This window comes from Pedobacter sp. MR2016-24 (genome assembly GCF_026239655.1).
GTDB lineage: Bacteria > Bacteroidota > Bacteroidia > Sphingobacteriales > Sphingobacteriaceae > Pedobacter.
This window is the reverse complement of sequence record NZ_JAPIVO010000002.1, coordinates 479,449-505,544: the sequence shown is the minus strand read 5'-3', so window position 1 is coordinate 505,544 and position 26,096 is coordinate 479,449. Positions and strand designations below refer to the sequence as shown.

Genomic DNA, 26,096 nt, shown 5'->3' with positions numbered 1-26,096 from the left:
TATTTTATTTTCCTGACAGATCAAACCGCAGTATGCGTGCATCCGCTGCCGGAATAGTTAGTTGTATCAAATCGCCGGCAACACCTTTTTCACCGGTCCAAAGTTCCGTATAAGCACCGTTCTTTAACTCCGCAGCTCTTATCGCAGCAACCGGAAGCTGAAATTGCTGTGCAGCACTGCCATAATTGAATAAGGCAACATACAGATACTGCTCATCTTTCCTGAAAAAGGCATCTGCGGCTTTACCACCACTGGCAGCATAGACAGGCTCGAAAGATTTACCGGAACGGGCAATATCATTGATAGCAGCATTGGTTAAAAACTTAATTCCTTTTGCTTTCGCCTCAGCAGTACCGGCAGCACTGAAATCATCACCAGCAATAAAGATTCCAGTGGTTACTGAGGAGCTTACCCGCGACCTGTTTTCGGCTTCTGAATGTCCTTCCAGAACCACGTGATCGGCATCATTGTATAAATATACGTCCGTAAGCCACCAGCCATAGGTCAATGCATTCATGGCGTATTCAATCTTTTCGGTATCGCCAAACACATCACATGCAATGCGGCGCGACTGTGCATAATCGGCCGGAAATACAGGGGAGATCGCCTGATTCAGATAAATGCTATCGCCCAAAGTCTCCCGCAAATACTTCATCCCTTCATTATAGGCCTGTATACCTGTGGTTACTTTTGGATTATAATAATGGTCTGATTCCAGTGCAGCATGTGCAAGGAAATCTACTTTCATAAATTTGAACCCTAACCTCTTAAACCTTTCCAGCGATTTTTTCATTCGCGCCTGCGTACCGGGATGGGTAGGGTCGATTGCCGCAGCACCATCTATATACTGTTTATTGCCATTGGCACGCAGATAAAGTTCTTTATAAGTATAGGGAGTTCCTTCAATCACCTTTGTGCTATCACCGCCCCAATCTGCAAAAGGTCCGTAATATCCACCCGGAATCTGATTGTTCTTTTTACAGGCATTTACAAATGCGGTCAATTCTTCGTCAGTCTTGTTTTCCGCACCTGCATCCATCCCGATATAACTCACCCCATCATTTTCAAAAGATTTGGGTTGCAGTTCTTTTGCGAAAAAGTCGGACACTTCCACTGCTTTTTGCCCTGTAAGGTTAAACTGAATTTTACCCCAGCTGTTCCAGCCGAAAGGTGCACCGCCTGGCCATTTCATCCGGTGATGTAATCCGGCATTCACCTTAGCAAAGTCGTTCATGCCCATCCGCCAGTCGGCATAATTACCGATAAACATCCTGGGCGATTGCACCCGGTTACCAGAGATTTTACCATGGGCTAAGATATCCCGGGAAGTAGCATAGGTAAAACCACCATATGCTTCGAGCCGGTTTAAGGTATGACCAGATGTAGCCGTCACCACACCCGTTTTCCAGGTATCATGGTCTACAGATCCGATCACTAAACCCTGATTTGTTTTTTTATTGAACAACACGGAGACTTCATGACTGGACACTACTTTATCAAAAGGAAAAGCTACATAGCGTACCCATTTGTCATTGTCGAACGGGACAAATAAGGAATAATTCTCACCGGCAGGCAATACCTGCAGGGATGTTTCAGACTTTAAAGGCGACATATACCTGGTCTCAAGCTGTTTTTCTCCTTTTGCAGAAACGCGGGTCAGCATAAAACGCTGGTTAGTATACAACCAGTATTCCTGTACCATTTCAGGTAATCCGGCACCGGCAGATGTTACAGTGAACAATTTCCCCCGACCAAGCTGGTCGGAAAAGTCCTCCTCTTTCACGATATGCTGTGCATAATCCATACTTGACAAAACCTGAGGCACATGTACTTCCGCATAGGCATTCACCAGGATCAGCTTGTCGTTATTATAAAAATCCGCAGTTCCCGTTTTGATGTTATAATCTATCCTGTTCCCGCCATTACTCAGCTTTTTTACATCCGCAGCACTCTTCCTAAAGTTTTGGGCAGTGAAGTTCAGTGCAGCCGGTACTTCATTTTTCGCGACAGACCTGGCATGGGGTGAAAACAACTTTCCATTGGCAAAAGCAGAGATCAGGTATTCCCCTGCAGGCACATCATTGATCGTATATGCACCAGCAGCATTAGTGGTGACCATCCTTTCGGCATTCCCTCTCAGCTGTACCGATACGCCCGGTACAGGCTGACCACTTTTATCTTTTATCAGTCCTTTAAAACTCAATGCTTTTACAGGAGTAGCGATCAAACCAATCCGGTCTAATTCTGGTCCTCCTTCTACAGGGTTATCAAAAGATATAGTGTTCTTCCCTGCTTTTAAAGCCATAAAAACCTGTTGCACGCTGGATTGCTCTACCGGGGCAACACGACGGAAAACGACTTTCTGTGCTACAGCCTCCTGGTTTACCCAGATGTTAAGGCTGCGGTCGTCAGATACCCTGAAATAAACATTCAGTGGATACAAACCCCTGCGGGGCACATTCAGCACAAATTGCAGTTTTCCATTTGCCAGATCGCCCAGCGCAGCTACTTTATGTCCTCCCGAGCAAGTAGCACAATCCTCTATTCGCGCGCCATTACTCAGCGTTGCAGCTTCTGCCTCTATGAATTTTTCCTGTGCCCGGGCAGACTGATAAAGACCAACCGAAATACTGACCATCGTAATGATCAGTATTCGCGCCAGTTTATATTTTGTTGAGTTCTCCATTATCCGTAAGTATTAATTCAGTCATTGCATGACCTGTTTCAATTTTAAAAACCTGGGTTTTGTTTCAACACGCCTTTCGACAGGTCTATATCCTGCTGAGGAATCGGGAACAAGTTATGCTTTTCTGCAACATCTGCCCCTTTAGGATTTCCTTTATCATAAGGATCTGTGCTGGTGGTATTGTTATAAGTATAAAAATCTTTAATTACCTGTACCAAACGGTGTTGTCTGACCAGGTCATAGTACCTGTGACCCTCCATCGCGAGCTCCAGTCTGCGCTCCAGCCAGATATCATTTAATAAAGCGACACCGGAAGAAGTTCTCGGCAATACTGTTCCGGGATTTAGCCGGTTAGCTCTTTCTCTTACTAAGTTGAGGCTTGCCAGCGCTACCCCCGTATTCCCATTATGATAGGCCGCTTCAGCATCAATCAGCAGCAGATCGGCATAACGCATCTGGATAATGTTCAATGCCGAATGTGAGGTTTCATTTGCGGGACGGTCTTCTGGTGCCAGGTAAAACTTCCTTGTGTTACGGCCGGACTCATTTTCGGACAATTTAGTATCGTATTTGGTATAATCAAAGTTGGCAGTAGCCGGACCAACATTATCGCCCTGTTTAATGATCGTCCATTTTTCCCTTGGATCATTTTCCCTTACAAAAGCCTGTTCCAAATTGCTGGAAGGTGTATCAAAGCCCCAGCCTCCATCGGCCCTGCTGCGGGTAATTGAAGTTAAGGCCGTGCCTAAATTGAAAGTCTGATCTGCATTGTACTGGAATTCAAAGATAGATTCTACACCATTTCTGTTTTTTATGCTCCATACATTACTGAAGCTGGTCTCCAGACGATACTGGTTGGACGCAATGACCAGATCTGCATATTTCTGCGCTTCTACCCAGTTCTCTGTATATAAATAAGCCTTAGCCAGGTAAGCATTCGCCGCGCCTTTAGTCGCCCGCCCAATTTCAGCAGCACCCTGAGCCGAACGTTCAGGAAGACCCGCAGCGGCATCTGATAAATCCTTAACAATCTGCGCGAAACATTCTTCTCTGCTGGATCTTGGTACCGAAAGCACTGCCTGCGCATCAGGCACGTTAAGCACTAATGGTACGCCACCGAAACTTTTTACCAGTTCAAAATAACAATAGGCACGCAGGAACTTGGCCTGTGCAATTAAACCTGATTTAACAGCATCGCTGATGGGAGCTGTAGTAATGCCCTCAATCGCGAAATTACAGTTTCCAATGCCTTTCCATAACAATGACCACCTGAAGCCGAACCATTCGTTGGTGGCATCAAAATGATAACGGGCAATATCGCCGAACAGCGACTGATCTCCGGGAATAGAGTTTCCTTTAAAAGCATCGTCACTTAATGCATCTCCCATCATCTGGCTCCTGTCCAGCTCATACCACTGGTCGGAATGTGCCCCAAAATAACAGGCGATAACAGCTGCCTGGCAATCTGCTTCAGTTTTAAAATAGTTTTCTGTGTTCTGGCGACCAATAATGGGTTCGTCAAGAAACTTTTTGCATCCTGCTGCGAGGCTGGCTACAGCAAACAGCATTATAATATATCTTTTCATAAAGAATAGTTTAGATTTTAGAAGGTATAGTTCAGGCCAAAAAGAAAGGTTCTCGATGTAGGATAATTACCCCAATCCACACCTCTGTTCAGTGCAGACGGACCATCTGTCCATTGTGTACCATAACCAATTTCAGGATCCAGGCCTTTATACTTGGTGATCGTCAGCAGATTTTGCGCACTTGCAAATACCCTGATCTTACCCGCATTGATGTTATTAATGGTATAACCCAGCTGCAGATTTCTCAGTCGTGCAAATGAACCGCTTTCTACATAAAAATCATTAAACTGGGAGAAGTTTCCGTTCGTATCAAAAGCAGCAAGTCGCGGTATCTCATTAGAAGTCCCCTCACCTCTCCAGGCCATGTTCTCCAGGCCGCTCACCTTATTGTAGTTGTTACTTCCTGAATTGGTAAATCCTTTAAGCACATTGACCAGATCACCACCCAGGTTACCGGTAAAGAACAGTGTCATATCGAAATTCTTGTACCCTGCCGTAAGGTTGAGTCCGAAGGTCATTTTTGGTGTAGGATTACCAATAAAAGTACGGTCAGACGAATTAATCACCCCATCACCATTCAGATCTTTAAAGCGGAAATCTCCTGCTACTGCATTCGGCTGAATTACTGTGCCGGCACCATTTTTATACGCGCTCACTTCACCTGCATTCTGGAAAATACCGTCTGTCTGCAAGCCGAAAAATGACCCCACAGGGAATCCTTCACGGGTTAAACTTGTTCTTCCGAAAATAGAAGTATTACCAGAAAAGATATCATTTCCCTGTGCCAGTTTTTGTGCCGTAGCCGTATAATGCGTGGCATTTACATTAATCCCGTAAGAGAAATCTCCGGCCTTATCCTGGTAACCGATACTGAACTCATACCCTTTGGTCTGCATGGTACCTACATTGGTCCATGGAGAATTTCCGCCATATCCGGCATAGGCCACAATCGTCTGCGTAGCGATCATGTCTTTCACATTACGCACGAAATAATCACCCGATACGGTTAACCTGTTTTTCAGGAAAGCGGCATCCAGACCGAGATCGATATCTTCTACTGTTTCCCATTTAAGATCGGGATTGGAAACTGAAGTTCTGATTACCCCCACCTGAGATTCACCAGTACTGCCCATAGCACTGTAAATAGTACCTAAGTTAGAAACGTACTGTCCCAGGGGTACAGCACCCTGGTTACCTACCTGACCGTATCCGGCCCTGAGTTTCAGGTTATCTACCCATGTGGCATTTTTCATGAATCCTTCTTTAGAAAGTACCCATCCGCCGGAAAAGGCCGGGAAGGTTCCCCACCTGTTTTTAGGCGCAAAAATTGAAGACCCATCTGCCCTTACACTCACAGAAAGCAGATATTTTTCTTTATAACTATAGTTGATCCTTCCCAGGTAGGATTGTAAGGTGCGGACATTATCAAATCTTCCGCCATCACCTACACCGATGTTAAAACCGCCCGTAGACGCTACAGGATATTGTAAGGACGGATCATTGGAGGGGATTCCCTGTCCGCTTGCAAACAATCTGGTATCTATGAATTTCTCATTTGTGAAACCAGCCAATACTGTGAAATTATGATTGCCCAACTGCTTTTTATAGGTCAGCGTATTGGTATTGTTCCAGTATTTTGAAATATCATGCTGTCTGCTTGCCGAATTGATCAGGCTGTACTCCCCGGCATCAATATTATACGTGGGTGAGAAGTTATTGTATTCATATAAATCTCCGTTGATACTAAAACGGGGCTCAAATGTTAGTCCGGGTATAATTTCATACTTCGCATAGATACTTCCAATCAGGTAAGTATGTTTGGCATTCTGGAAGTTCCTTTCAATTACAGCCAGTGAATTGGGAATGTCCGTTGGTGAACCGCCATAGTTGTCATAGGGATTAGCCGAACGCTGAACTCTGGCAGCCGTAATAGGATCTGCAAGAATTGCATTCTGGAAAATGGAATTACTTCCTCCCGGATTTGGCGAAGGTGTCCTGCCCGTTCCCGAGATATTGATATCCTGCCCTATTTTAATTTTTGAACTTACCTTATATTCTGTTTTTAAACGGAAGTTGATACGGTTGAAATCTGTTGATCTCACCAAACCTTTTTCCTTATAATAGCCTATACTGCTGGAATAGTTTAATTTTTCTGATCCGCCGGTAAGGCTTAAATTATAGTCCTGGGTAATTCCTCTTTGTGTCACTTGATTCCACCAGTCGGTAGAATTGGTCAGTGCATTCAGATCAGGATAAACCGGCTGATTACCTGAATTCCTGGCGGCAGTATTCATGACCGAAGCATATTCCTGAGATCCTGCCATGTCGGGTTTACGCAATGCATTGGAAAATCCAGTGGCTGCATCCAGCGAGATAATCGTTTTACCCATAGTACCAGAAGTCGTGGTAATGATAATTACACCATTAGAAGCCCGTGATCCGTAGATTGCAGAAGCTGATGCATCTTTCAACACATCTAATGTGGCAATGTTCTTGGGATTAAGAAAGCTTATATCGGTTACCGGTACCCCATCCACCACATACAGTGGTGCATTTGAACCGAAAGTACTGATACCACGAATGAAAACCTGCGGATTTGCGCCTGGCCCACTGCCTGAAGCCACCACAGATACGCCCGAAACTTTTCCCTGCAGCGCAGATCCGATCGTTCCAACAGTCATTTTGGAAAGCTCTTCTCCTTTTACAGAGGAAATTGCACCCGTTACCTCCCCTTTTTTCTGACTTCCGTAACCTACCACCACGACGTCGTTGAGTTGCCGGCCTGCCTCGTTTGGCTTCAACTGCACGTTTACTGATGCCTGGTTTGCTACTACAACTTCCTGCTGAGTATAACCGACAAAAGAAAAAACAAGTACTGCGCCCACACCGGGAACCTTGATACTGAATTGTCCGTCATTATTACTTACCGTAGTGATCGTTGTGCCTTTAACCTTGATGGTTGTTCCCGGTAATACCCCGCCGGTTTCATCTGTTGTTTTACCTGTAACAATTTTATCTGCTACCTGAGCCTGTAGGAAGTTGGGGTTAAACATTAAAATCGAAGTACAGACAAGCATTATTCTGAGTAGAAATGCTGTTCTCATAATTGACTATTTAAGATTAGAATTTGATGATTTGTGATTGTTGAAATCAAAGAAGGCGGGATAAGAATGCCGTGCGGAATTCCCCCATCCAGTTCATGAATTACTGTCATTTTATAACGGTTTAAATTTGGTTAAGGAGTACGAATGAGCTATACTATTCTATACTATAATTTAAAGGTGTGAAAGTTTACTTGTATTTGCAAATAAAAATGGTGTTCCCTGCAAAAAAAGCGAATCAGCCCTTTGCAAGTACCAGTGGAGAGAAGATCAGGAAGACCAGCACCATCAATATCATCAGCACGGCTGCCGCAAAATAACGGTACTTCCAGGGATGGACCACCTTCAGCATATTTTTCGCTCGCTCATAGGGCTGTGCCATCGGATACAATTTGCCAATGAGTAACATGATTCCCATCGTTACTATAAATAAAATAGCCATCAGATGCAGGAAGTGCATTTTTACCGGAGAGAGGAAATGCAGGAGGACATAACATAAGATATAAAACACAATCGCCGCTTTCGCGGCAATTGCGGGTACTTTTTTAGTGATCATCCCAACCAGAATAATGGTGAAGATAGGAATGCTAAAAATGCCGGAAACCTCCTGCAGATACATATAAAAGCCTTTATCGGCAAAAATGAAGAAGGGGGCGATAAACATGGCCAGCAGCGAAATGACGACTTCAAAAAGTTTGGCCGTTTTGACAAGTTCGCGCTCAGGTACATTTATCCCCTGTTTACTTTTCCAGGGTTTATAAATATTCAATACAAAAAGTGTACTGCTGCTATTGAGGCCCGCATTATAAACGGTAATAGCCGAGCCAAAGATCACACTACCCGTCAGCCCGATAAATACGGCCGGCAAAACATCTTTTATCAGCAAAGGGAACACCTGCGCAGTATTGACCAGATCAGGATAAAGGTGGACAGCAATTAGTCCGGGCACATTGATTAATAAAGGACTTAACAACTTCGCTACACAGGCCAGAGCAATACCTTTTTGGGATTCACTGAGGTTTTTGGCCGACAAGGACTGCTGAACAATGTATTGCTCCATACCCCAGTAATAGATATTTACTATCAGCATCCCGGTAAAAATGGTAGAAAATGGTACGGCGTCCGCAGCTGTTCCGATGGCATTGAGATGAGCTGTTTTGCTGGAGACAATGATGCTGATACCTTCAGTAATACTTCCCTCTCCCAGGTATCTCAATCCATATAATGGCAAAATAACAGCAATGATCAGCATCCCAAAACTCAGGATACTATCAGAAACTGATATGGCCTTTAAGCCACCCATGATACAGTAACCACAGCCAATAATGCCCATTCCCCATACCAGTATCCATATACCCTGCCAGTAACCTACATGTAATACCTCATTGATATTGAACATTCCATTGAATGCCACCGCACCGGTATAAAGCACTGTCGGCAGCATATTTACAATATAACTCAGTAAGAAGACGGTCGACACCAATCGTTTAGTCCCTTGGTCATAACGTGCTTCCAGAAAATCGGGCGTAGTAATGACACCACTCCTGAAATAGACCGGCATTAAAAATTCCGATACCACTAACATGGCCAGCACAGAACTTACTCCCCAGCCTATGATAGTCATATTATTTAGATATACCGATTCATTCTCGCCGATAAACTGATTAGCGCTCAGGTTGCTGAGGAAAAGTGATCCTGCAACGAGCCAGAAACTATTGTTACGGTTTGCTAAAAACAGAGAAGTCGTATTGGTGATTTTGATCTTGCGGCTTTTCAGCCATGAAAAAAAACCTACCAAAACGGTACATAACAGCAGACTGATTATGGCGATGGTGTTCAACTGATAAGCTTATAAAGAATTTCTTCTGAGCAACAATGTAGGAAGAACTTCCTGGGTTTTACGCCTGCTCAGTACAAATTCTGCTGCCAGTTTACCCATCAATCCAAAATCTACAGAGAATGTGGTAATTCCATCAGAAATGATTTCTTTAACAGTGTCGTCATTATGTGATAAAATACCTACGTCTTTACCAGGTTTAAATTTCTTTGTCATTGTGTCTTTGATGATGACCCATAACTCCGAATTATTGATGGTGAAATAAACCTTTCCGGCTTTAACAGATCCCGGAACATAGGCAGTTTTTACTGTACCATTCACCTTAAAATCTTTCACAAAGCGCTTAAAAGCCCTGAGCACATCTATAGGCTCTGCAGAGGAAGCCTTGAAAAAGAAAACAAATTCATCAAATTCCTTTATCCTGCCGGCCAGTTGCGCGAAAGCCTGGTAGGCCGATTCTTCAAATTCCTGAACGATATAGGACACCTCTTCATCGATCTGTACAAACCTGTCGATGATCAGCAATTTATTTAGCGGAAGTGACTTTACCAGTTCAGGGGTTTTGGGATGAGGTATAGGCGCAATGACGTACATCCCATATTTTCCCTTGATACTGGAGATGATACTTTGGAAGGTTTCTATGTTATTGTGGTGAAAAAAGATATCCAGGTGCACATTCTCACCTAGTCCTTCCTTAAAATTTCTGTACAGGTTTTCCTGGAAGAAATCGAAATTAAACAATACCAGCGCTACTTTAAGCAGCTGCTCGGTATCTTCAATGGCGACAAAATAACCCAGGCGGTTGGTGGACTTAATGATACCACGACTAATCAGTTCCTTATATGCTTTGACGATGGTTTCTCTGGCAAAACCAAATTCACGCATCATGGCATTAACCGAGGGGAGCATCTCGCCTTCTGATACCAGTTTTTCATCAATTGCATTGAGTATACCCTGAATAAGCTGTTCATGTTTGGACACTGAACTGATCTCAATTAATTCCCTGATCTTTTGAAAGATAAAATTCATTGCAGCGCGCTGGTTTAATTTCCCTGTACTATTCTGTACTACATCCAAATATGATAAAGAAAAACAGATCATGCAAGTAAATGACATAATTTCAATTTGTTTTCCGGTTACGGGTATTTCTTTTTCAGGACAGGCAGATCATATCCGCTAATTTTTATGAAAGCGGGTTATGGAATCGCCGGCAATCCTGCATCCCTCTTCCAAATAAACAACCATGGAAGATAAAATCACTAATGCCAGCCTTAGTTTTACCTGTAACCAGAATTGGGAAGATATGCAACCTGCAGCAGAAGGCAGATTCTGCGCTAACTGCCAGAAAAAAGTATATGACCTGACAGATCAGAAAGCTGCCTATTTCCTTCAGATTATGGAAGAAAACAACAACAGTATCTGCGGTAGATTCTCCGCAACTCAATTAACTGTTCCAGCACCTGCGATTAACTCCACATGGAAAAAATGGGCTGTCGCAGCAATGGTATTTATCGGGATAGGTGCAGCGGGAGAAAAAGCGAATGCACAAACAACGCTTGGCAAAGTGGCTCCTAAAGCTGTTATTCCGGATATTAACCAGGGAATGCTGCTTGGAGAAATCAGTATGGTTGTGGTGGACCCTGAGTTGTTGTCACTTCATCACTACATGGTTAAAAACTGTAAGGTTCCTGCTTCTACCAATGGTCGCCTCATTGCCTCTTTTAAAGTAAAAAAAGATGGCACCCTGACCAACTTTGCCCTTAGTGAACATCTTTCAAAAGCTGTCCGCCAGGAAGTGCTCAATACACTAAAACGTGCACCAAAATGGAACAAGCAAAAAGTTGAAAATAATGCAACACATGCTTTATATCTGGATTTCGTCAAAGGCAGCATCACACCTAACTAATTTTTCAAGCTGAATTCAAGGCAGTTAATCTTTTATCAAGGCGATATCGGTATAAAGATATCTAAATATAAAAAAACCTGAGTATCATTGCCTCTTTATATATAGATACATTAAGATGAAGATTATAGCTGTTATTAACCATAAAGGGGGAACCGGAAAAACAACATCTACACTGAACATTGGCGCAGGATTAGCGCGGCTGAAGAAAAAAACATTATTGATTGATATTGATCCTCAGTCTAACTTAACAGAAGGTTTGGGATTAAGAGATGTTAAAGTGTCTATCTACGACAGTATCAAAGATGATATTGCCCTTCCTGTAGAAACTATTTCAGAATACCTGGATATTGTACCCTCCTCTCTTGATTTATTGGGTGCGGAAATAGAACTCGTTTCCAGATTGGGAAGAGAGACTATTCTTAAAAGATTGCTGAAAGCCGTTGCCGGAAAATATGATTATGTATTAATTGATTGCGCACCGGCACTGGGTATGTTAACGGTAAATGCACTGGTGGCAGCCGATACGGTAATGATTCCTTTAGAAGCAGAATACTTCGCCTACAGAGGAATAGACAGACTGGTATCTATCATCTCTGATGTACGCACACACTACAATGAAAACCTGACCATAGGTGGGGTATTTATCACCAAGATCAATCCGAGAAGGGTAATTACTGAACAAATCACCAGCAGTATTAAAAAATACTTCAATGATAAGTTATTCGATACTTCGGTAAGGATCAATGTGGCATTGGTAGAGGCGCAGCTGAAAGGTGTAGATGTTTTTGAGTATGCCCCGGAATCAAACGGTGCGGTAGATTATTCAAATCTGGTAGATGAAATTTTAGTTAAAATATAAGTTATGGCAAAGAAGAATTTAGGCGACATAGAGGATAACAATAAAAACCTGGGCGGAGTATCTGCCTTGTTTAATTCTCCATTAAAAGAGAATGTTACAAATGCTGCCAAACCGGCCGCCACCGCTGCTGAGGAGGAAATTGTAACTTATCCGCTGAGGCTTAAAAAAAGTGCCCTGAAAGCGCTGAAAATACTCGGTGCGCAGAAAGGTGTTACTGTAAAAGAGCTGATTATGACACTTGTAGAAAAGGAATACGATTTGTAATCGTACATAGAACATAAAAAAGGGTTTTCATTTTAAAGCGAAAACCCTTTTTTATATACCTGGCAATCTGATGCTACACCAGCTGCTTTGCCCCTGTAGCTTTTCTCACTGCAGGAGCAATTTCTTTTCCGAATACCTCGATAGACTTCATCATCGTTGCATGTGAAGGATCACCTACATCCATATGACCGATAAAACGGGTAATGCCAAATAATTCGTGCATGTACAGGATTTTATCAGTTACTTCAGCCGCGTCACCTATAAACAGCGCTCCTTCTTTTGAACGGCCTGCGTTATATTGCATTTTAGAATATGGAGGCCAGCCGCGACTAGCACCAACTCTGTTCATTTGTGCAGCGTAATTCACGTAATAATCGTTTGTAACGGCAGCATCATTGCTGACAAAGCTATGCGAATGGATACCAATCTGCATTTTAGCTACATCATGGCCTGCTTTCGCATATTCGTCTTTATAAAATTCAATCAAAGGCTGAAACTGTTCGGGCATGCCACCAATAATGGCGACAATCAGTGGCATTCCTAACCTGGCAGCGCGTAAAACAGATGCAGGTGTTCCACCTACCGCAATCCAGATAGGTAGCTGACCGTTGTTGGTTGCTCTTGGTAATACGGTCTGATTAACTAAAGGCGCACGCAGCTCACCTTTCCAGTTCACTATTTCATTGTTATTGATGTTCAATAACAAATCCAGCTTCTCTTCAAATAATTTATCGTAATCTTTCAGATTGTATCCAAATAAGGGGAACGACTCGATAAAACTTCCGCGACCAACTGCTATTTCGGCACGTCCGTCAGAAATCAGATCGATAGTTGCAAAATCCTGATATACTTTTACTGGTTCCGCTGAACTTAAAACGGTCACAGTACTGGTTAACTTTATATTTTTAGTGATACTCGCTGCCGCTGCCAGAACAATCTCCGGACTGGAAACTGCATAGTCAGGCCTGTGGTGTTCACCAAGACCAAAAACATCCAGTCCAACTTCATCTGCCAGTTTAATCTGTTCCAGAATTTCATGTAGTTTGAGTTTTGCTGCTCTTGGTTTCCCTGTTGCAGGGTCAAAAGATAAATCACCAAACATGCCTATACCTAATTCCATAATTCTATTTTTATATATAACAAAATTACTCATCCCTGCCGGAACCCACATTGATGTATGGTAATAAATAGCTCAGCCCTTTCATTCCCGACAAAAAACTGTAAATTTAATTAATCGATTTAACATACAATTCATGAAACAATCTACCACTAAGAAGGCTCCGGCAATCTGTGTCGCGCTGCTCACCTCGGTCTTTGCCTTTAACAGCAGTTATGCGCAAGCTGTAAACAGTGCCCCAGTAGAAACCAAGCCGGCCAATACCAATTATAAACCTGCTGTTGCCGGGCAGACAAGGATAGCTGGCGTCAGGACAAAAACACCAATTACGGCTACCCTGCTGAATAAATCTTTAGAACACCCATGGGGCATTTCACTGCTTCCGGACGGGCGATTTTTAGTTACCGAGAAGATGGGTACCATGTGTATCATCACACCTGCCGGGAAAATAGTAAAGAAGATAACAGGTCTCCCAGCAGTAGTGGCTGACGGACAGGGCGGTCTGCTTGATGTAGCTGTCGACCCGCAATTCGCGACCAACAGGATGGTCTACTGGGATTACTCAGAGCAGACTCCTGAAGGCACATTGCTTGCCATCGCAAAAGGTAAACTGTCAGCCAGCGAAGATAAAATAGAAAACATTCAGGTCATTTATCGCGCTACGCCGGCTTATAAAGGAAGTCTGCAGTTCGGTTCCCGCATTGTATTTGATAAAAGCGGAAACCTTTTTGTAAGCACCGGCGAACGCTCAGGATCGGATATCCGAATGCAGGCACAGTCGCTCAGCTCTGCGCTTGGCAAGATCATCCACATTACAAAAACCGGGAAAGCCGTTCCTGGCGGACCCTTTGCCAAAACGGCTAAGGCAAGACCTGAAATTTATGCCTACGGCTTACGTAGTCCGGAAGGATTGGCTATTCATCCCCAGACTGGCGAATTATGGGAATCAGAATTTGGTCCCCGTGGAGGAGATGAAATCAATATCATACGTTCCGGAAGAAATTATGGATGGCCTGTAATCACTTATGGGTTAGAATACAGTGGAGAAAAAGTAGGAGATGGTATCCAGCAAAAGGCGGGTATGCAGCAGCCTGCTTATTACTGGGATCCTGTAGTTTCTCCTTCGGGAATTGCATTTTACAACAGTAATGTCATATCAGAATGGAAAGGTAACCTGTTTGTAGGCGGATTGAGCAGTACCCACATTGCCCGGCTGATCATCAAAAATAACAAAATCGTGGGCGAAGAAAGACTCCTGAAAGATGAGGGTGAGCGTTTCAGAGCTTTGGCTGTAGGTAAAAATGGCGCATTATATGCCGTAACAGACAGCGGAAAATTTTACAGGATTGCCAGGAAATAGCAAAATAAAAACCTTTTTCTCCTGAATGTCTTTATATCTGGTAAGAGACTTATAATTTTATCTAATCAATAAAAGAATGAAATTCAAACTATTAACAATCTTAGCGCTAACCGGGATGGTTTTTGCGGGATGCAATTCAGACAAAAAGAGTGGAGATCAAACGGATAGTTCAGCTGTAAGGACAGATTCATCTGTGGCTGATACTTCCGCTGGTGTTATTAGTACAACTGACCCTGGAAATAATGCAACAAGTACAGGTACCGGCACAACAGGTGGCAATGGTAACGGAAGTACTGGTACTGACGGTACGGTTGCTAGTGGTCCAGCTACTAATGCAAATATTGATACCGCAAAAAAACACTAAACATGTACGCTTTTGGATCATCGCGGTTATATTGCTAAAGCAGCTTAACAATAAGAAGCCGTCTCCTGAAATTCCAATTTAAACAAATCAGAATTTCAGGAGACGGCTTCTTCACACCTAAAGAAAAAACTTTATAGCTTAAAGAGTTCGGCCAGTTTTTTATCCAGCTCTTCCCCTCTCAGGTATTTTGCAATGATTTTACCATTAGGATCAATCAGGAAATTCATTGGGATAGCTTTCACCTCATATAACATACCCGCAGCATTATCCCAGCCTTTCATGTCGCCCACTTGTTTCCAGGTCAGCTTATCGTCTTGAATGGCTTTCAGCCATTTTACCTTATCGGCTGCTTTATCCAGTGACACGCCAAGGATTTCAAAACCTTTACCCTTATATTTTGCATAAGCTTTAATCAGGTTTGGGTTCTCTCTTCTGCAGGGAGCACACCATGATGCCCAGAAGTCAAGTAAAACATACTTTCCACGGTAATCAGACAATTTTATCATCTTACCGTCAATATCCGGCTGTGAAAAATCGGCCGCCTCCACCCCTTCCTGGGTTTTCATCACAATTTTGATCTTTTCCTCCGTTTGTTTCCCCAGGTATGAATTTCTCAGGTTCTCATTTAAAGTCATAAACACTTTTTGCATCGCTATGGCATCAAATTCTGGTCCGAGTGTTGAATTAAAAGCCATCAAAGCCATATGCTGATCCGGGTTTTTTGCCACATAATCCATCTTTGCATTAAATATCTCCTTTTCAATTAGTTTTGCACGCTCTTCGAGTGTCTGCACATAACTGCGGTCTTGTTTTTTCGCTTCAGGTTGCGCTTTGAACTCTTCATTTAATGCCTCATACTTATCATAAATAGGTTTAAGAAATGCCGTTACCTTTTCGTTTTCTGCATTGACAGGGGAACCTGTTATGGCAGCATTTTTAATCGAATCTTTGGCTGTGATACTGAAATTTTCATTCGCCAACAGTAAAGGTTTCACATCATAAGAACTCCTTTTGGCAGGATTATCAGGTGTTGCATCATGTTTTACCCTGATATGTGCTTCTGTTGTGGATGTTACTGTTCCCTTAAATTCAAATTTTCCGTTCACGAGATAGACCGAATCCATTGTCTTCTGCCCATCTCTGTTGACCAGCAGAAATGCCATCGCTGGTTTATTTAGTTTACCAAGTTGCCCTTTGATGGTATATCCACCTTGTGCAGCGACATAAAAGGGAGCTATACCTGCAAGTATACCTAGAATTGTTCTTTTCATTTTTTTAGTTTATAGTTATGCTGGATTATTTACTATTTTTTGTGGTAGTCGTTTTTATTGTTCCGCTGAGCAGCTTTTTGTACATTGTTTCATCTCTCAGAATGTTCAATGCGGTGTGAAAGCTTTCACTGTCTTCATTGCGTACACGCAATGGAAAACTATTCCCGATGTATAATAGCGCGGCAATCTCAGATTTAAGTTCCATCGCAATGCTCTTTCTCGCTCCTGCATCTGTTTTTGCGGGTATCCCTTTAATCTTAGCCGCAGCCTGGGTTAATACTTCATCTATCAGCAAATCGTCCGATTTAAAAGCGGCATTGAATGCCGGGAACTCAGGATATTTTTTCATGAGTGATGCTCTGTTCTGCTGCACATAGTTAAATCCTGTCCTGGTCAGCACACCGCTGTTCATCACATTTCCCAGCCATACACTGTATACATTGGTATCAATAGGAATAAACTTATCCGGCATGATGCCACCACCTCCGTAAACTGTGCGCTTATTGACCAGTGTTTTATATTTCAGGGAATCAGGCCACTGGAAATGTCCTTCTTCTTTCAGTTCTCCCGAAGCCATCCTCCGGTTGAAATCGCCAAAATAATCTGCCTTACCTTTTTCGTAGGACTTCTGAATAGATCTTCCGGAAGGGGTATAATAACGTGCACCGGTAATGCGCAGCACAGATCCGTCTGTAAGCACTAATGATTTTTGCATCAGACCTTTGCCAAAACTCCGGCGACCTACAATTACTGCCCGGTCATGGTCCTGAAGGGCACCCGTCACAATTTCACTCGATGAGGCGGTAGACTCGTCAATGAGTACGACCAGGTTACCGGACATAAACTGACCAAAACCACCTGTTCCGTAATAGTTTTTATCACCTTTATTGTTGACCGAGTAAAACACCTCAGATTCTTTCGGCAAAAATTCGTCTGCCACGCCTATGGCCGCCTCTACATAACCGCCACCATTATTCTGCAGGTCCAGGATCAGCTTTTTCATGCCCTCTGCCTTCAGTTTTTTCAGTGCCGCGTCCATTTCTCTACGGGTTGATTCGCCAAAAATCGAAAGGGCAATATAACCGACCTCTTTATCCACCATATAACTGGCCAGAATAGATAGTTCTGCAATCTGCTCACGCATGATGTTGAATACCATCGTTTTTTCAACGCCCTCACGCGTCACATCAAGTTTGACCGCTTTCCCTTTCTCACCACGCAGCAGCAGCATGATATCCTGATTTTTCAGTCCTTTACCGATAACAGTTTTACCATCTACTGCAATGATACGGTCGCCCTGCCTTAATCCGCCACGTGCCGCCGGTCCGTCAGGATTAACTCCTGTTACAATAGTACTGTCGTTCACCTTCAGAAATTTAATACCTATTCCTGCAAAACTCCCGCTCATTACCTGGTTCATCGCTTCTGCTTCTTCTCTGCTGATATAAGCAGAATGCGGATCAAGATCGCCTACCATGGCCTTTATGGCGGCATCAACCAGCTGCTCGTCTTTCACTTCATCCACATAATTCTCCTGAATCACCTTCAATGCTTCGTCAAATTTCAATTTGGGATTCATCTGTGCCTGCGCAGACAAAGCTATTGCCGAGGCAAAAATCGATAAGGTAATTTTATCTATGTTCTTCATATGTTTATTTTTCTGCTCTTAATAATTCTATTGCCATTGACAACTCATCCATCAATAAACTGGGACTGCCGGAATATCCTTCTGAGCTATACCTTACTACGCCATTTTTTACAATAATTTTGCGTGGAATACCTGAAGAATTAAACAGTGGCACCAGACTTCTGAACACCTTGTTCTGCTCCCCGTTTTCACTGACTGCATCATGCAGCAGGTTGAAACGGAAACCAGATTCACGTACATAATTCACAGATTTTGTTTTGTAGTCGCCATTTTGCATAGTCCCGATCATATAGATACCTACTGAAGGGTCTTTTGCATATTTGTCTACCAGCAATTGCATACCCGGAAAGGCCATAATGCAGGGTCTGCACCATGTTGCCCAGAAATCGATTACAACAATCTTGTCTTTCCAGCTGGAAGAACTAACCATGTTGCCATCAGCATCTTCCAGTGTGAATGGAATCAGCGGATGGTTCACCATATTCTCTTGTACATGTTTTAACAGCGTTGCCATTTCTTCCGGCGATTTTAGTGAGGCCAGGTATTTGTCATAGCCCTTTTCACTGCTGTTATTTCCTTTGCTGTATTCGGCTTTAAGTTTTGCAAACATAACCGGTGTTACGGCATTGCTTTTTACACTCATTTCCAGTAAGGGTACAATGTTCTTCTCATCATTGAGCTTTTCAAGGATGTGGAGATGGATTTCATTCAATTCAGCATTGCCATACAAACCTTTGGCTGATAATTTCGGAAAGTAATCTTTCCCCTCCTGGTCAGCACCAACTACATCAGCCAGGAAGATGTGTGTGAACAATCTGTTGTCCATTTGTTCATCCGCATTCTTCTGTGCTTCATCTTTAATGTTGAAATCCTCATGATAAGAGCCATCCTGCTGACGTTCCAGTAATTGAGGAATGATCTTCTGACTCAGTTTAAAAAGAATTTCAGGCGCTGCTAATTTCATCATCGCTGCTTTCATCACATTCCAGCGATAGACTTCATTCGCCGTTTTGAAATCCAGATCGGAAAACATTGCTCCAAAATTTTCGTAATCTTTTGCATCAAAATAATAAGCACCTATTCCGCGATAAATAGCGTAATACATAAATCCCCTGCCATCTGGTTTTTTACGCCATTCGCTGATAGGAAAATCTTTCAGAAACTGTAGCGCAGCCTTTTGATGCGCGGCAGGATTTTGTACCGCGCTAGCCTGTTGAAAAGCCATGAATCTGGCCTGACCGCCATTGGGATAAGTTGCTTTTAAACGGGCAGCTACTTTAGCTGCATTGTCTTTATCCTGCAGGTATACTTCATAAGCGCGGTTGATAGCGGCAAACTCGTCCTCTGTCAGGTCTTTATTTTGCAAAACCTTGTTCAGGATACTGCTGGCCAGCACTTTAAATTCTGCGTCCGGAAGATTCCTTTTTTCAAGATCAAGATAAATCGCCAGATAATTGCGCAAGTTAGACCCCTGAATCTGCTGTTCTTTTTTAAGCAGTTCAACTACTTTTATAGCATTATTTGCAGGCTGAGTAAATAATCTCAGCCTGTTACCTCCATATTCCGGCGTAAGTATCGCAGCTTCTGCCAGTGCAGATCCGGGAACCTTTTTACCTTTGGCCGATACCACCTGTGCATAAAAACCCTGACCTTCCTGATTGTCCTGTGCTTCTGGCTGCCCCAGATTTCCCTGGAATAACTTAACTGCCATAAAAGCCGAACCGCCTGGTAATGTATATTTTCCACTCCAGCTACCTTTAACCTGCTGAAGTGTAATTGAATCGATCTGCCACTCAAAATCTCTGTAGATCAGCAATGCCGCTTTCACAGCATCACTAAATTCCAGATCGCTGCCAGCAGCCTGATAGTTTAGCGTAATTTCTCTGCCTGCAACGGGTAGTGCCGGACTTAATTTGAGCCTCGATTGCTGTTGTCCGTAACTTAAGGCGGACAGCAGGATGAACAAGGCGGTAAAAAACTGTTTCCTCATTATCTTGGGCTTTGTTGTATTTCTGGATTGAGGTCTAATATGGTTTGATTTACAGGAAAGATATAGCGGTTACTACCAATTGGCAGCGTATAATCCTGACCAGCGAAGGTTCTGGTCTGCACCTTTGCCAGGCCAGCATCCAGATTCAGTCTGCGCTGATCAAACCAGCGTAAACCAGTTCCCATAAACTCTCTTCTTCTTTCATTAATTACTGCTGGTAAAAGAGCAGCCGGATCAGTAATAACCAGATCCTGATAAGCAGCAGCAGTGTAACGGGCTTTTCTTAATTTGTTCAGTAATGATAAAGTGTTGGTTACATCCCCAGCACGGGCATAAACTTCCGCTCTGTTGAGTAATACCTCCGGTACATTCAAGCCGGTATAGATACCTTCAAAAGTGAAGTTTCCCCGGATATAAGCTCTGCCCGGAATTCCCGAATAGTTCAGTGAAGTAAATAATGTAAGTCTCAAATCTCCTGTACCAAAAAGTGCAATCAGCTCCGGATTAATTTCTGAACGGAACTGCCCCGCTGAAGTTTTTGACAACAACACTTCAGGATCTTTAAGTTTTGTAGGAAATGTGGACGTTTTACCTACGTAATCTGCCAGGTTGTTCAGTGAACTCTGGATCAGCAATGCCTGATCTGCATATTCCCCGGCCTTTTGAAAATTACGCATATACAGGTAGCAGCGTGAGAGTAAAGCATAGGCAGATACTTTAGCGACGTGCCCATTATTGGCACCAACATTTGGCAGATTGGGAATGGCTTCTTCTACATCTTTAATGATCTGGCTGTACACTACTTGCAGATTACTTCTGTTCATTGGCTGGTACAAATCCGGTGTGGTAGGCATTGGTATACCTATCTGTGTAGCAGCAGTTGCAGGGTTATATATCTCGCCGTACTGGTTGACTAAAGATAGGTATGCGTAAGCGCGTTGTACAAGAGCCTCTGCGTATACGGAAAGTTTAGCCGCTGTTGTACCACTTTCACTTCCCATCACTCCATAAAGAACCTCATTACAAACATATATCTGGTTATAAAGATTATTCCATCCTACATCAGATTGCGTTCCGGAATAGTATTCCGCTGCCCATACATAAGCGGCCTTTTGTTCAGATCCCAGAGAATTCTGATGGCCAACCGTTACTGTGGCCATATCATCATTGGTGATCATAGGCAAGATATAACTGCTTTCAAAAGTGGAGCGATTATTCATGAGCAACTGATAGTCGGAGGTATACCGCAGGGTCCTTGAACTGAACTGGTCTACCTCTACATATTTTCTGCAGGATGTGCCCATTATAATTAACAGTACACAAGCCCAGGTAGTATATTTTATTTGTTTCATTTGAACATCTTTTTAATATGGTATCGTATCAGCAGATACCATTGTTGCTAATTCTAAATTCCTTCTGCTTAAAATGAGGCATTAATACTAAGAAAGAATGCTTTTGCAGGCGGCAGGTTATTGTAGTTGTTTGTAAATACATAACTTGGATCTACACCATCTTTATTCTTACGCCAGATCAATCCCAGATTTCTGACACTTCCACTAACATTCGCTGATTTGAAAGGTGTACCTTTTAGGATGTCAGCAGGTGCGTTATAACCCAGGGAAATTTGCTGTAACCTAATATAGCTGCCACTGATGGTAAGGAGGTCGGAGTTGATATACCTGTTCAAACTGTTGTCTGTGATATACTGCAGGCCCGGAACGTTTGTGATAGCTTCATCACCTGGTTGTCTCCAGCGATTTGCAAGATCGGATTGGGATCCGATTGTACCACTATAAGGTGTGTAAGTCGGATAATTCTGCACTGACGGACGGCGCAGTACATTTCCCATTGAATAAGAGATACGCACACCCAAATTGAAATTCCTGTACCTGAAATCGTTATTAAAAGCCCCAAAATACGGTGCTGTGGTTCTGCCCTGATAAACCAGATCATCTGCCGTAATCATATTATTACCTGTGGCAGCACTAACGATCTCTCCGGCTTTATTATAGATCTGTGACTGCCCCTTTGCATCTAATCCTGCCCAACGATAGGCGTACATATAGTCTGTCGGCAAACCAACAGTAGGTGTTGAAGAACTCACAAGATTAAAAGTGGTCACCTTTTTGAACCTGTCATCAGTTACTTCATTGGTGTTGTAAGAGAAATTGAATAAGGTAGTCCACGAATAATCACGCTGTTTAATTAGCTCTGCCTTCACACCAAGGTCAATACCATGACTTTTCATACTCGCACTATTAAACTGAAGATACGTCCAGCCATAAGTCGGATTATAAGGCAGGCTATATAATATGTCTGCCGTTTTTTTATTGTATACATCAAAATTGAAAGACAACCGGTTTCTGAAAACTGAAATGTCTGTTCCAAGATTAAACGTTTTCACCTTCTCCCAGGAAATCTGGTTATTTGCCGGACTTGAGATATAAGCCGTCTGCTCGTTGGTCAGGTTATCTGTACTGGTATTGAGCACAACTACATTGCCACTGGATTGCGGAAGTGTTCCACCCACACCATAAGTAACCCTGAACGCAAGTCCGCTGAGCCAGTTCACATTTTGCATGAATTTCTCGGAAAGTGTATTCCATTTAAAACCTGTAGACCACAGTGGTTTAGCCCGCTGGTTACGTGCTGCGCCTGTCAGGGTAAAATCGTCAAATCGCACACTTCCCGAAAGCACATACTTACTACCTGCAAAAGACAATGCAGCATTAGAATAATAAGACAGCGCCCGGTTAATATTCTTCCTCAACACATCACTATTACCCAAACTAGAAGAGTAACCATCTACCGTAGCATAGTTGACAGTAGGATTAACAGTCAGATTTGAATAGGTATCAGCATTAAATCCGTAACGGGTCTGTGTAGAAGAATGATATTTGGTCTGGCGCATCTCGGTACCGGCCAGAAAAGTCAGGTTAGCAAACCGGCCTATATTTTTATTGACGTTTACCTGTCCCCTGATATTATATTCCCAGCCATCGTAATTACTCAATCCCAGTACTCCACCATTAGGCACACCGTAAATCAGTTTTCCTGTAGTGCCTGACACAGTTGTACCATAGTTGACAAGATTCCTTACATAATAACTGTTTGGATCACTTACGTTTTCTGTATCTTCCAGATTGCGCTGCAGGGCACCTGAAATGGCAAAAGTAATACCATCTACAATCTTCGTATCAATGTTCATATTAAAGCGAAGGCGGTTGGATCGCGAAACATTATCCGTGGCATTTAAATCATCCAGTGCTGAATAAGTCCATGGCAGGTATCCTTTACTTGCAAAATCTGCTGCCACTTCATCCCGGAAACGAATGGAGCGGGAAATGTTATTCCCGTTCTCATCCTGCAACAATTCATATGGCCTTAACCCCATATTATTCCCGCCGATAGCATTTACGCCTGCCTGGTTATTCACACTCGAAGAATAATTATAATTCATTCCCAGAGAGAGGTTAATCCGGTCATTAAACAATTTATTGGTAATGCTGGTATTAATGAAAAAGCTTTCACCCAGATTCTTTTTAAAAACGGGAATGTCTTTTGTATAATTGGTAGACAGGTAATATGTACTTTTATTAGACCCGCCCGATATGGAAAGGTTATACTGCTGTGAAACCGCCTGCTGCATAAGCAAATCGCGAATCTGACTTTTATTATCTATAGCAGATAACCTGGCTAATGCCGCATCACGCTGTTCAGCCGTAGCAGTACCACGGTCAACCCTAAACATCCATTCCAGTGCTTCGCCAAAAGGAGCATTACTATTAAACGGAGACCAGCTCGGCTTTGTCGCATTGTCCGTCACAAAACCTAAAGCTTTAAGTTCACGCTCCAGGTCTATATATTGTGCACTGTTCATTGTTTTCAGCTGATTAAGATCTGCTGGCGCTGAAACACTTAAATTGGCACCCACGTTTATTGTCGGCGGACCATTTCGTCCTTTTTTGGTTTCGATGACGATCACTCCATTTGCCGCTTTAGCCCCCCAGATAGAAGTGGCAGCCCCATCTTTCAATACGGTAATGCTTTCTATATCTTCGGGATTGTATCTGTTCAAAACTGAGCTGCCGCTGCTACTGAAAGTCATATCGGATAGATTAGCACGCTTATCATCTGTCTCCATGACCGGAAAACCATCGATTACGATCAACGGCGATTGCGGTGTGTTAGCGCCGAAGCTGTTTACACCACGAATTCTAATGGTATTTTTCCGTAAATCCACTTGCATACCAGGAGTTATCCCCTCCAGCTTTTCGAGGATATTGATCGCCGGCACTTCCTTAATATCTTCAGCAGTGATCAGGGAAGCGGCACCAGTCAGACGATCTTTCGGTAATTTGGTATAACCATTGGAAAGTACAGCTACTTCCTCCAGCATATTCTGCTCCTGATCGAGGCTTACATTTACTACATTGTTACTGCCCAAAGGAATTTTTCTGGGAACCATACCTACATAACTGACCACCAGCGCATCTGCTTTTTGCAGCAAACGAAGCGTAAAACGGCCGTCGCTACTCGTAAACACAGCCTGACGTTGTCCGGCCCCTTCCGGCATCACCGTTGCCCCGGCAACAGGTTTTCGTTTATCATCAGTAATGATCCCGGTAATAGTCCGGTAATTAGGTTCAGGTATATTCCTGGTATCTTCACTACTATTGCCTTCTTTAACCCTGTTGTCGCGGACAAGCGTGAAATAGTTTTCCTGAACGTACAGGAATAAAAATCCATTGGGATAGAGTATTTTCTTTAATACACTCTCTACGGGTTCAGTTTTACTCAGTGGTGTTTTTAACGTTACCTGTATACCGTCAACAAGTTCCGTCTGATAGGAAAACTTGGTGCCGTACACTTTACGAATCTCCGTCAGCGCTTGCTGGAGACTGATTTTTTGTTGTGCTATCGCATGATGGCTAAAGCCGATACAATACAACAGCGTAAATAATAAAAGTAGTTTTTTCTTCATTTAGTTGGTTTTATGGTTGATTAGGAGTTGATTTTTATTTTTGATGATGCTCACATTGAACACCTTTTCAATCACAAACAGAATGTCATCGGCACTGCCCAGCGGGATTGTACCGGATAATTTTCTGGCCGACAAATCAGCGGCATTTAAGGTTACCTTATACCCGTAAGTATCTTCCAGTATCTGCGCAATATCACCCAGGGTGTAACCGTCAAGATCAAGTTCTTTTCTGGTCCACGACTGGCTGGCCCTGGCTGTTCTCTGCTGAAGTCCTTTATGCAGCACATTACCGTCATAGACAAAAACATCTCCTGGTCTCATCATCCGGGAGAAAGCGTTGATACCACTTTTATCGATCCGCAGACTTCCCTGCACCAGTGAAATTTCAGTTTTCCCTCGTCTGTTCTTCACATTGAATTGTGTACCAAGAACGGTGAGGTCAATCCCGTTCACATGGACACGAAATGAATCTGCTTGTTGTACTCGGTTAAGGATAGCTACATGTTTCACCTTAAAAGAAGCTTCACCTTCCATCCATAACTCTCTTGGTTTATCAGACCGCCAATTGCGGACATAATAAATACGGCTGTTTCCGTTAAGCGTGGCAATTGATTCATCTGGTAAAGTCACTGTACGTAACTGTCCGTAAGCAGAGTGAAAGACCTGTTGCCCCTGCTGCATGAGTTCGCTGATTCCCAAATAGAGCAGGAAAAGTGCTGCAACAGCGCCACTCCATTTTGCAAATTGCTGCAGGGGAATAATATACGTTCGTTTTCTGCGATCAAGATGCTGCATCCTGGTCTGTATCTTATCCCAGGCTTGTTCGCTATTAAGGGCAGGCGGTGTATATACGGCCTGAGTATTGAGCATCATGATCCAGCCTTCCGCTTCTTCTATTGCATTTTTCTGCGCAGGATAGCGGACAAGTACTTCTGTCCAGTAAGCGATATCCGCTGGCTGAGGCTGTAGTACATATCTGATAAAGTTTTCATCACTGAAAAAATCCAGTGTATCAAAACTACTGTAATCGGCTAGTTCTATGTTATTCATGATTTCTTAATGTTATATACACACGCAGTTCACATTTTACCCCAATCTTTTTTCGATTTTTTTGAGATAACAG

Annotated in this window: 17 protein-coding genes; 5 read left to right on the top strand and 12 right to left on the bottom strand. The window is 43.0% G+C overall.

Going from position 1 to position 26,096, the window contains the following annotated elements; all coding sequences use genetic code 11:
* Window positions 1–4 precede the first annotated feature (4 nt).
* From OQX62_RS06375 to OQX62_RS06355, 5 genes are all read right to left on the bottom strand, one after another.
* Window positions 5–2,686: a carboxypeptidase regulatory-like domain-containing protein gene (locus OQX62_RS06375; RefSeq protein ID WP_265830587.1), complete on the bottom strand. Its 2,682-nt coding sequence runs from the start codon at window positions 2,684–2,686 to the stop codon at window positions 5–7.
* Window positions 2,687–2,730: 44 nt separating this feature from the next.
* Window positions 2,731–4,272, bottom strand: a complete 1,542-nt coding sequence (locus OQX62_RS06370; protein ID WP_265830586.1) for a RagB/SusD family nutrient uptake outer membrane protein — start codon at window positions 4,270–4,272, stop codon at window positions 2,731–2,733.
* Window positions 4,273–4,289: 17 nt separating this feature from the next.
* Window positions 4,290–7,376: a SusC/RagA family TonB-linked outer membrane protein gene (locus OQX62_RS06365; RefSeq protein ID WP_265830585.1), complete on the bottom strand. Its 3,087-nt coding sequence runs from the start codon at window positions 7,374–7,376 to the stop codon at window positions 4,290–4,292.
* 235 nt (window positions 7,377–7,611) lie between these two features.
* A complete protein-coding gene (locus OQX62_RS06360) occupies window positions 7,612–9,213 on the bottom strand; it encodes a solute:sodium symporter family transporter (RefSeq protein WP_265830584.1) in 1,602 nt (533 codons plus the stop codon).
* Between the two features lie 9 nt (window positions 9,214–9,222).
* Window positions 9,223–10,239 carry a GntR family transcriptional regulator gene (locus tag OQX62_RS06355; RefSeq protein WP_265830583.1) on the bottom strand — a complete coding sequence of 339 codons (1,017 nt, stop codon included), beginning with the start codon at window positions 10,237–10,239 and terminating at the stop codon, window positions 9,223–9,225.
* A 214-nt stretch (window positions 10,240–10,453) separates the two neighbouring features.
* On the opposite strand from OQX62_RS06355, the gene OQX62_RS06350 reads away from it, so the two are divergent.
* From OQX62_RS06350 to OQX62_RS06340, 3 genes are all read left to right on the top strand, one after another.
* Window positions 10,454–11,116, top strand: coding sequence for a hypothetical protein (locus tag OQX62_RS06350; protein ID WP_265830582.1), 663 nt, complete (start codon window positions 10,454–10,456; stop codon window positions 11,114–11,116).
* 115 nt (window positions 11,117–11,231) lie between these two features.
* Window positions 11,232–11,975 carry a ParA family protein gene (locus tag OQX62_RS06345; protein ID WP_265830581.1) on the top strand — a complete coding sequence of 248 codons (744 nt, stop codon included), beginning with the start codon at window positions 11,232–11,234 and terminating at the stop codon, window positions 11,973–11,975.
* A gap of 3 nt (window positions 11,976–11,978) precedes the next feature.
* Window positions 11,979–12,239, top strand: a complete 261-nt coding sequence (locus OQX62_RS06340) for a hypothetical protein (RefSeq protein WP_265830580.1) — start codon at window positions 11,979–11,981, stop codon at window positions 12,237–12,239.
* Window positions 12,240–12,312: 73 nt separating this feature from the next.
* Here the strand turns inward: OQX62_RS06340 and OQX62_RS06335 are convergent, their stop codons facing one another.
* Window positions 12,313–13,359, bottom strand: a complete 1,047-nt coding sequence (locus OQX62_RS06335) for an Atu2307/SP_0267 family LLM class monooxygenase (RefSeq protein WP_265830579.1) — start codon at window positions 13,357–13,359, stop codon at window positions 12,313–12,315.
* Window positions 13,360–13,492: 133 nt separating this feature from the next.
* Here OQX62_RS06335 and OQX62_RS06330 point away from each other — a divergent pair, with 133 nt between their 5' ends.
* Both OQX62_RS06330 and OQX62_RS06325 read left to right on the top strand, forming a co-directional pair.
* Entirely contained in the window at window positions 13,493–14,716 is a 1,224-nt protein-coding gene (locus tag OQX62_RS06330; RefSeq protein ID WP_265830578.1) for a PQQ-dependent sugar dehydrogenase, read from the top strand.
* A gap of 76 nt (window positions 14,717–14,792) precedes the next feature.
* Window positions 14,793–15,080, top strand: coding sequence for a hypothetical protein (locus OQX62_RS06325; protein ID WP_265830577.1), 288 nt, complete (start codon window positions 14,793–14,795; stop codon window positions 15,078–15,080).
* A 131-nt stretch (window positions 15,081–15,211) separates the two neighbouring features.
* Here the strand turns inward: OQX62_RS06325 and OQX62_RS06320 are convergent, their stop codons facing one another.
* From OQX62_RS06320 to OQX62_RS06295, 6 genes are all read right to left on the bottom strand, one after another.
* On the bottom strand, window positions 15,212–16,351 hold the full coding sequence (locus tag OQX62_RS06320) for a TlpA disulfide reductase family protein (protein ID WP_265830576.1): 1,140 nt from the start codon (window positions 16,349–16,351) through the stop codon (window positions 15,212–15,214).
* A 25-nt stretch (window positions 16,352–16,376) separates the two neighbouring features.
* The gene (locus OQX62_RS06315) at window positions 16,377–17,999 is read right to left on the bottom strand and encodes a S41 family peptidase (protein ID WP_265830575.1); all 1,623 of its coding nucleotides are present in this window, start codon (window positions 17,997–17,999) and stop codon (window positions 16,377–16,379) included.
* A gap of 4 nt (window positions 18,000–18,003) precedes the next feature.
* Window positions 18,004–19,989: a TlpA family protein disulfide reductase gene (locus tag OQX62_RS06310; RefSeq protein WP_265830574.1), complete on the bottom strand. Its 1,986-nt coding sequence runs from the start codon at window positions 19,987–19,989 to the stop codon at window positions 18,004–18,006.
* Window positions 19,989–21,341, bottom strand: coding sequence for a RagB/SusD family nutrient uptake outer membrane protein (locus OQX62_RS06305; RefSeq protein WP_265830573.1), 1,353 nt, complete (start codon window positions 21,339–21,341; stop codon window positions 19,989–19,991). Before OQX62_RS06305 ends, OQX62_RS06310 begins: the two co-directional genes overlap by 1 nt.
* Window positions 21,342–21,409: 68 nt before the next feature.
* On the bottom strand, window positions 21,410–24,973 hold the full coding sequence (locus OQX62_RS06300; protein ID WP_265830572.1) for a SusC/RagA family TonB-linked outer membrane protein: 3,564 nt from the start codon (window positions 24,971–24,973) through the stop codon (window positions 21,410–21,412).
* Complete coding sequence (locus tag OQX62_RS06295; RefSeq protein ID WP_265830571.1) at window positions 24,974–26,023, bottom strand: FecR family protein; 1,050 nt, start codon at window positions 26,021–26,023, stop codon at window positions 24,974–24,976.
* Between the last annotated feature and the right edge of the window lie 73 nt (window positions 26,024–26,096).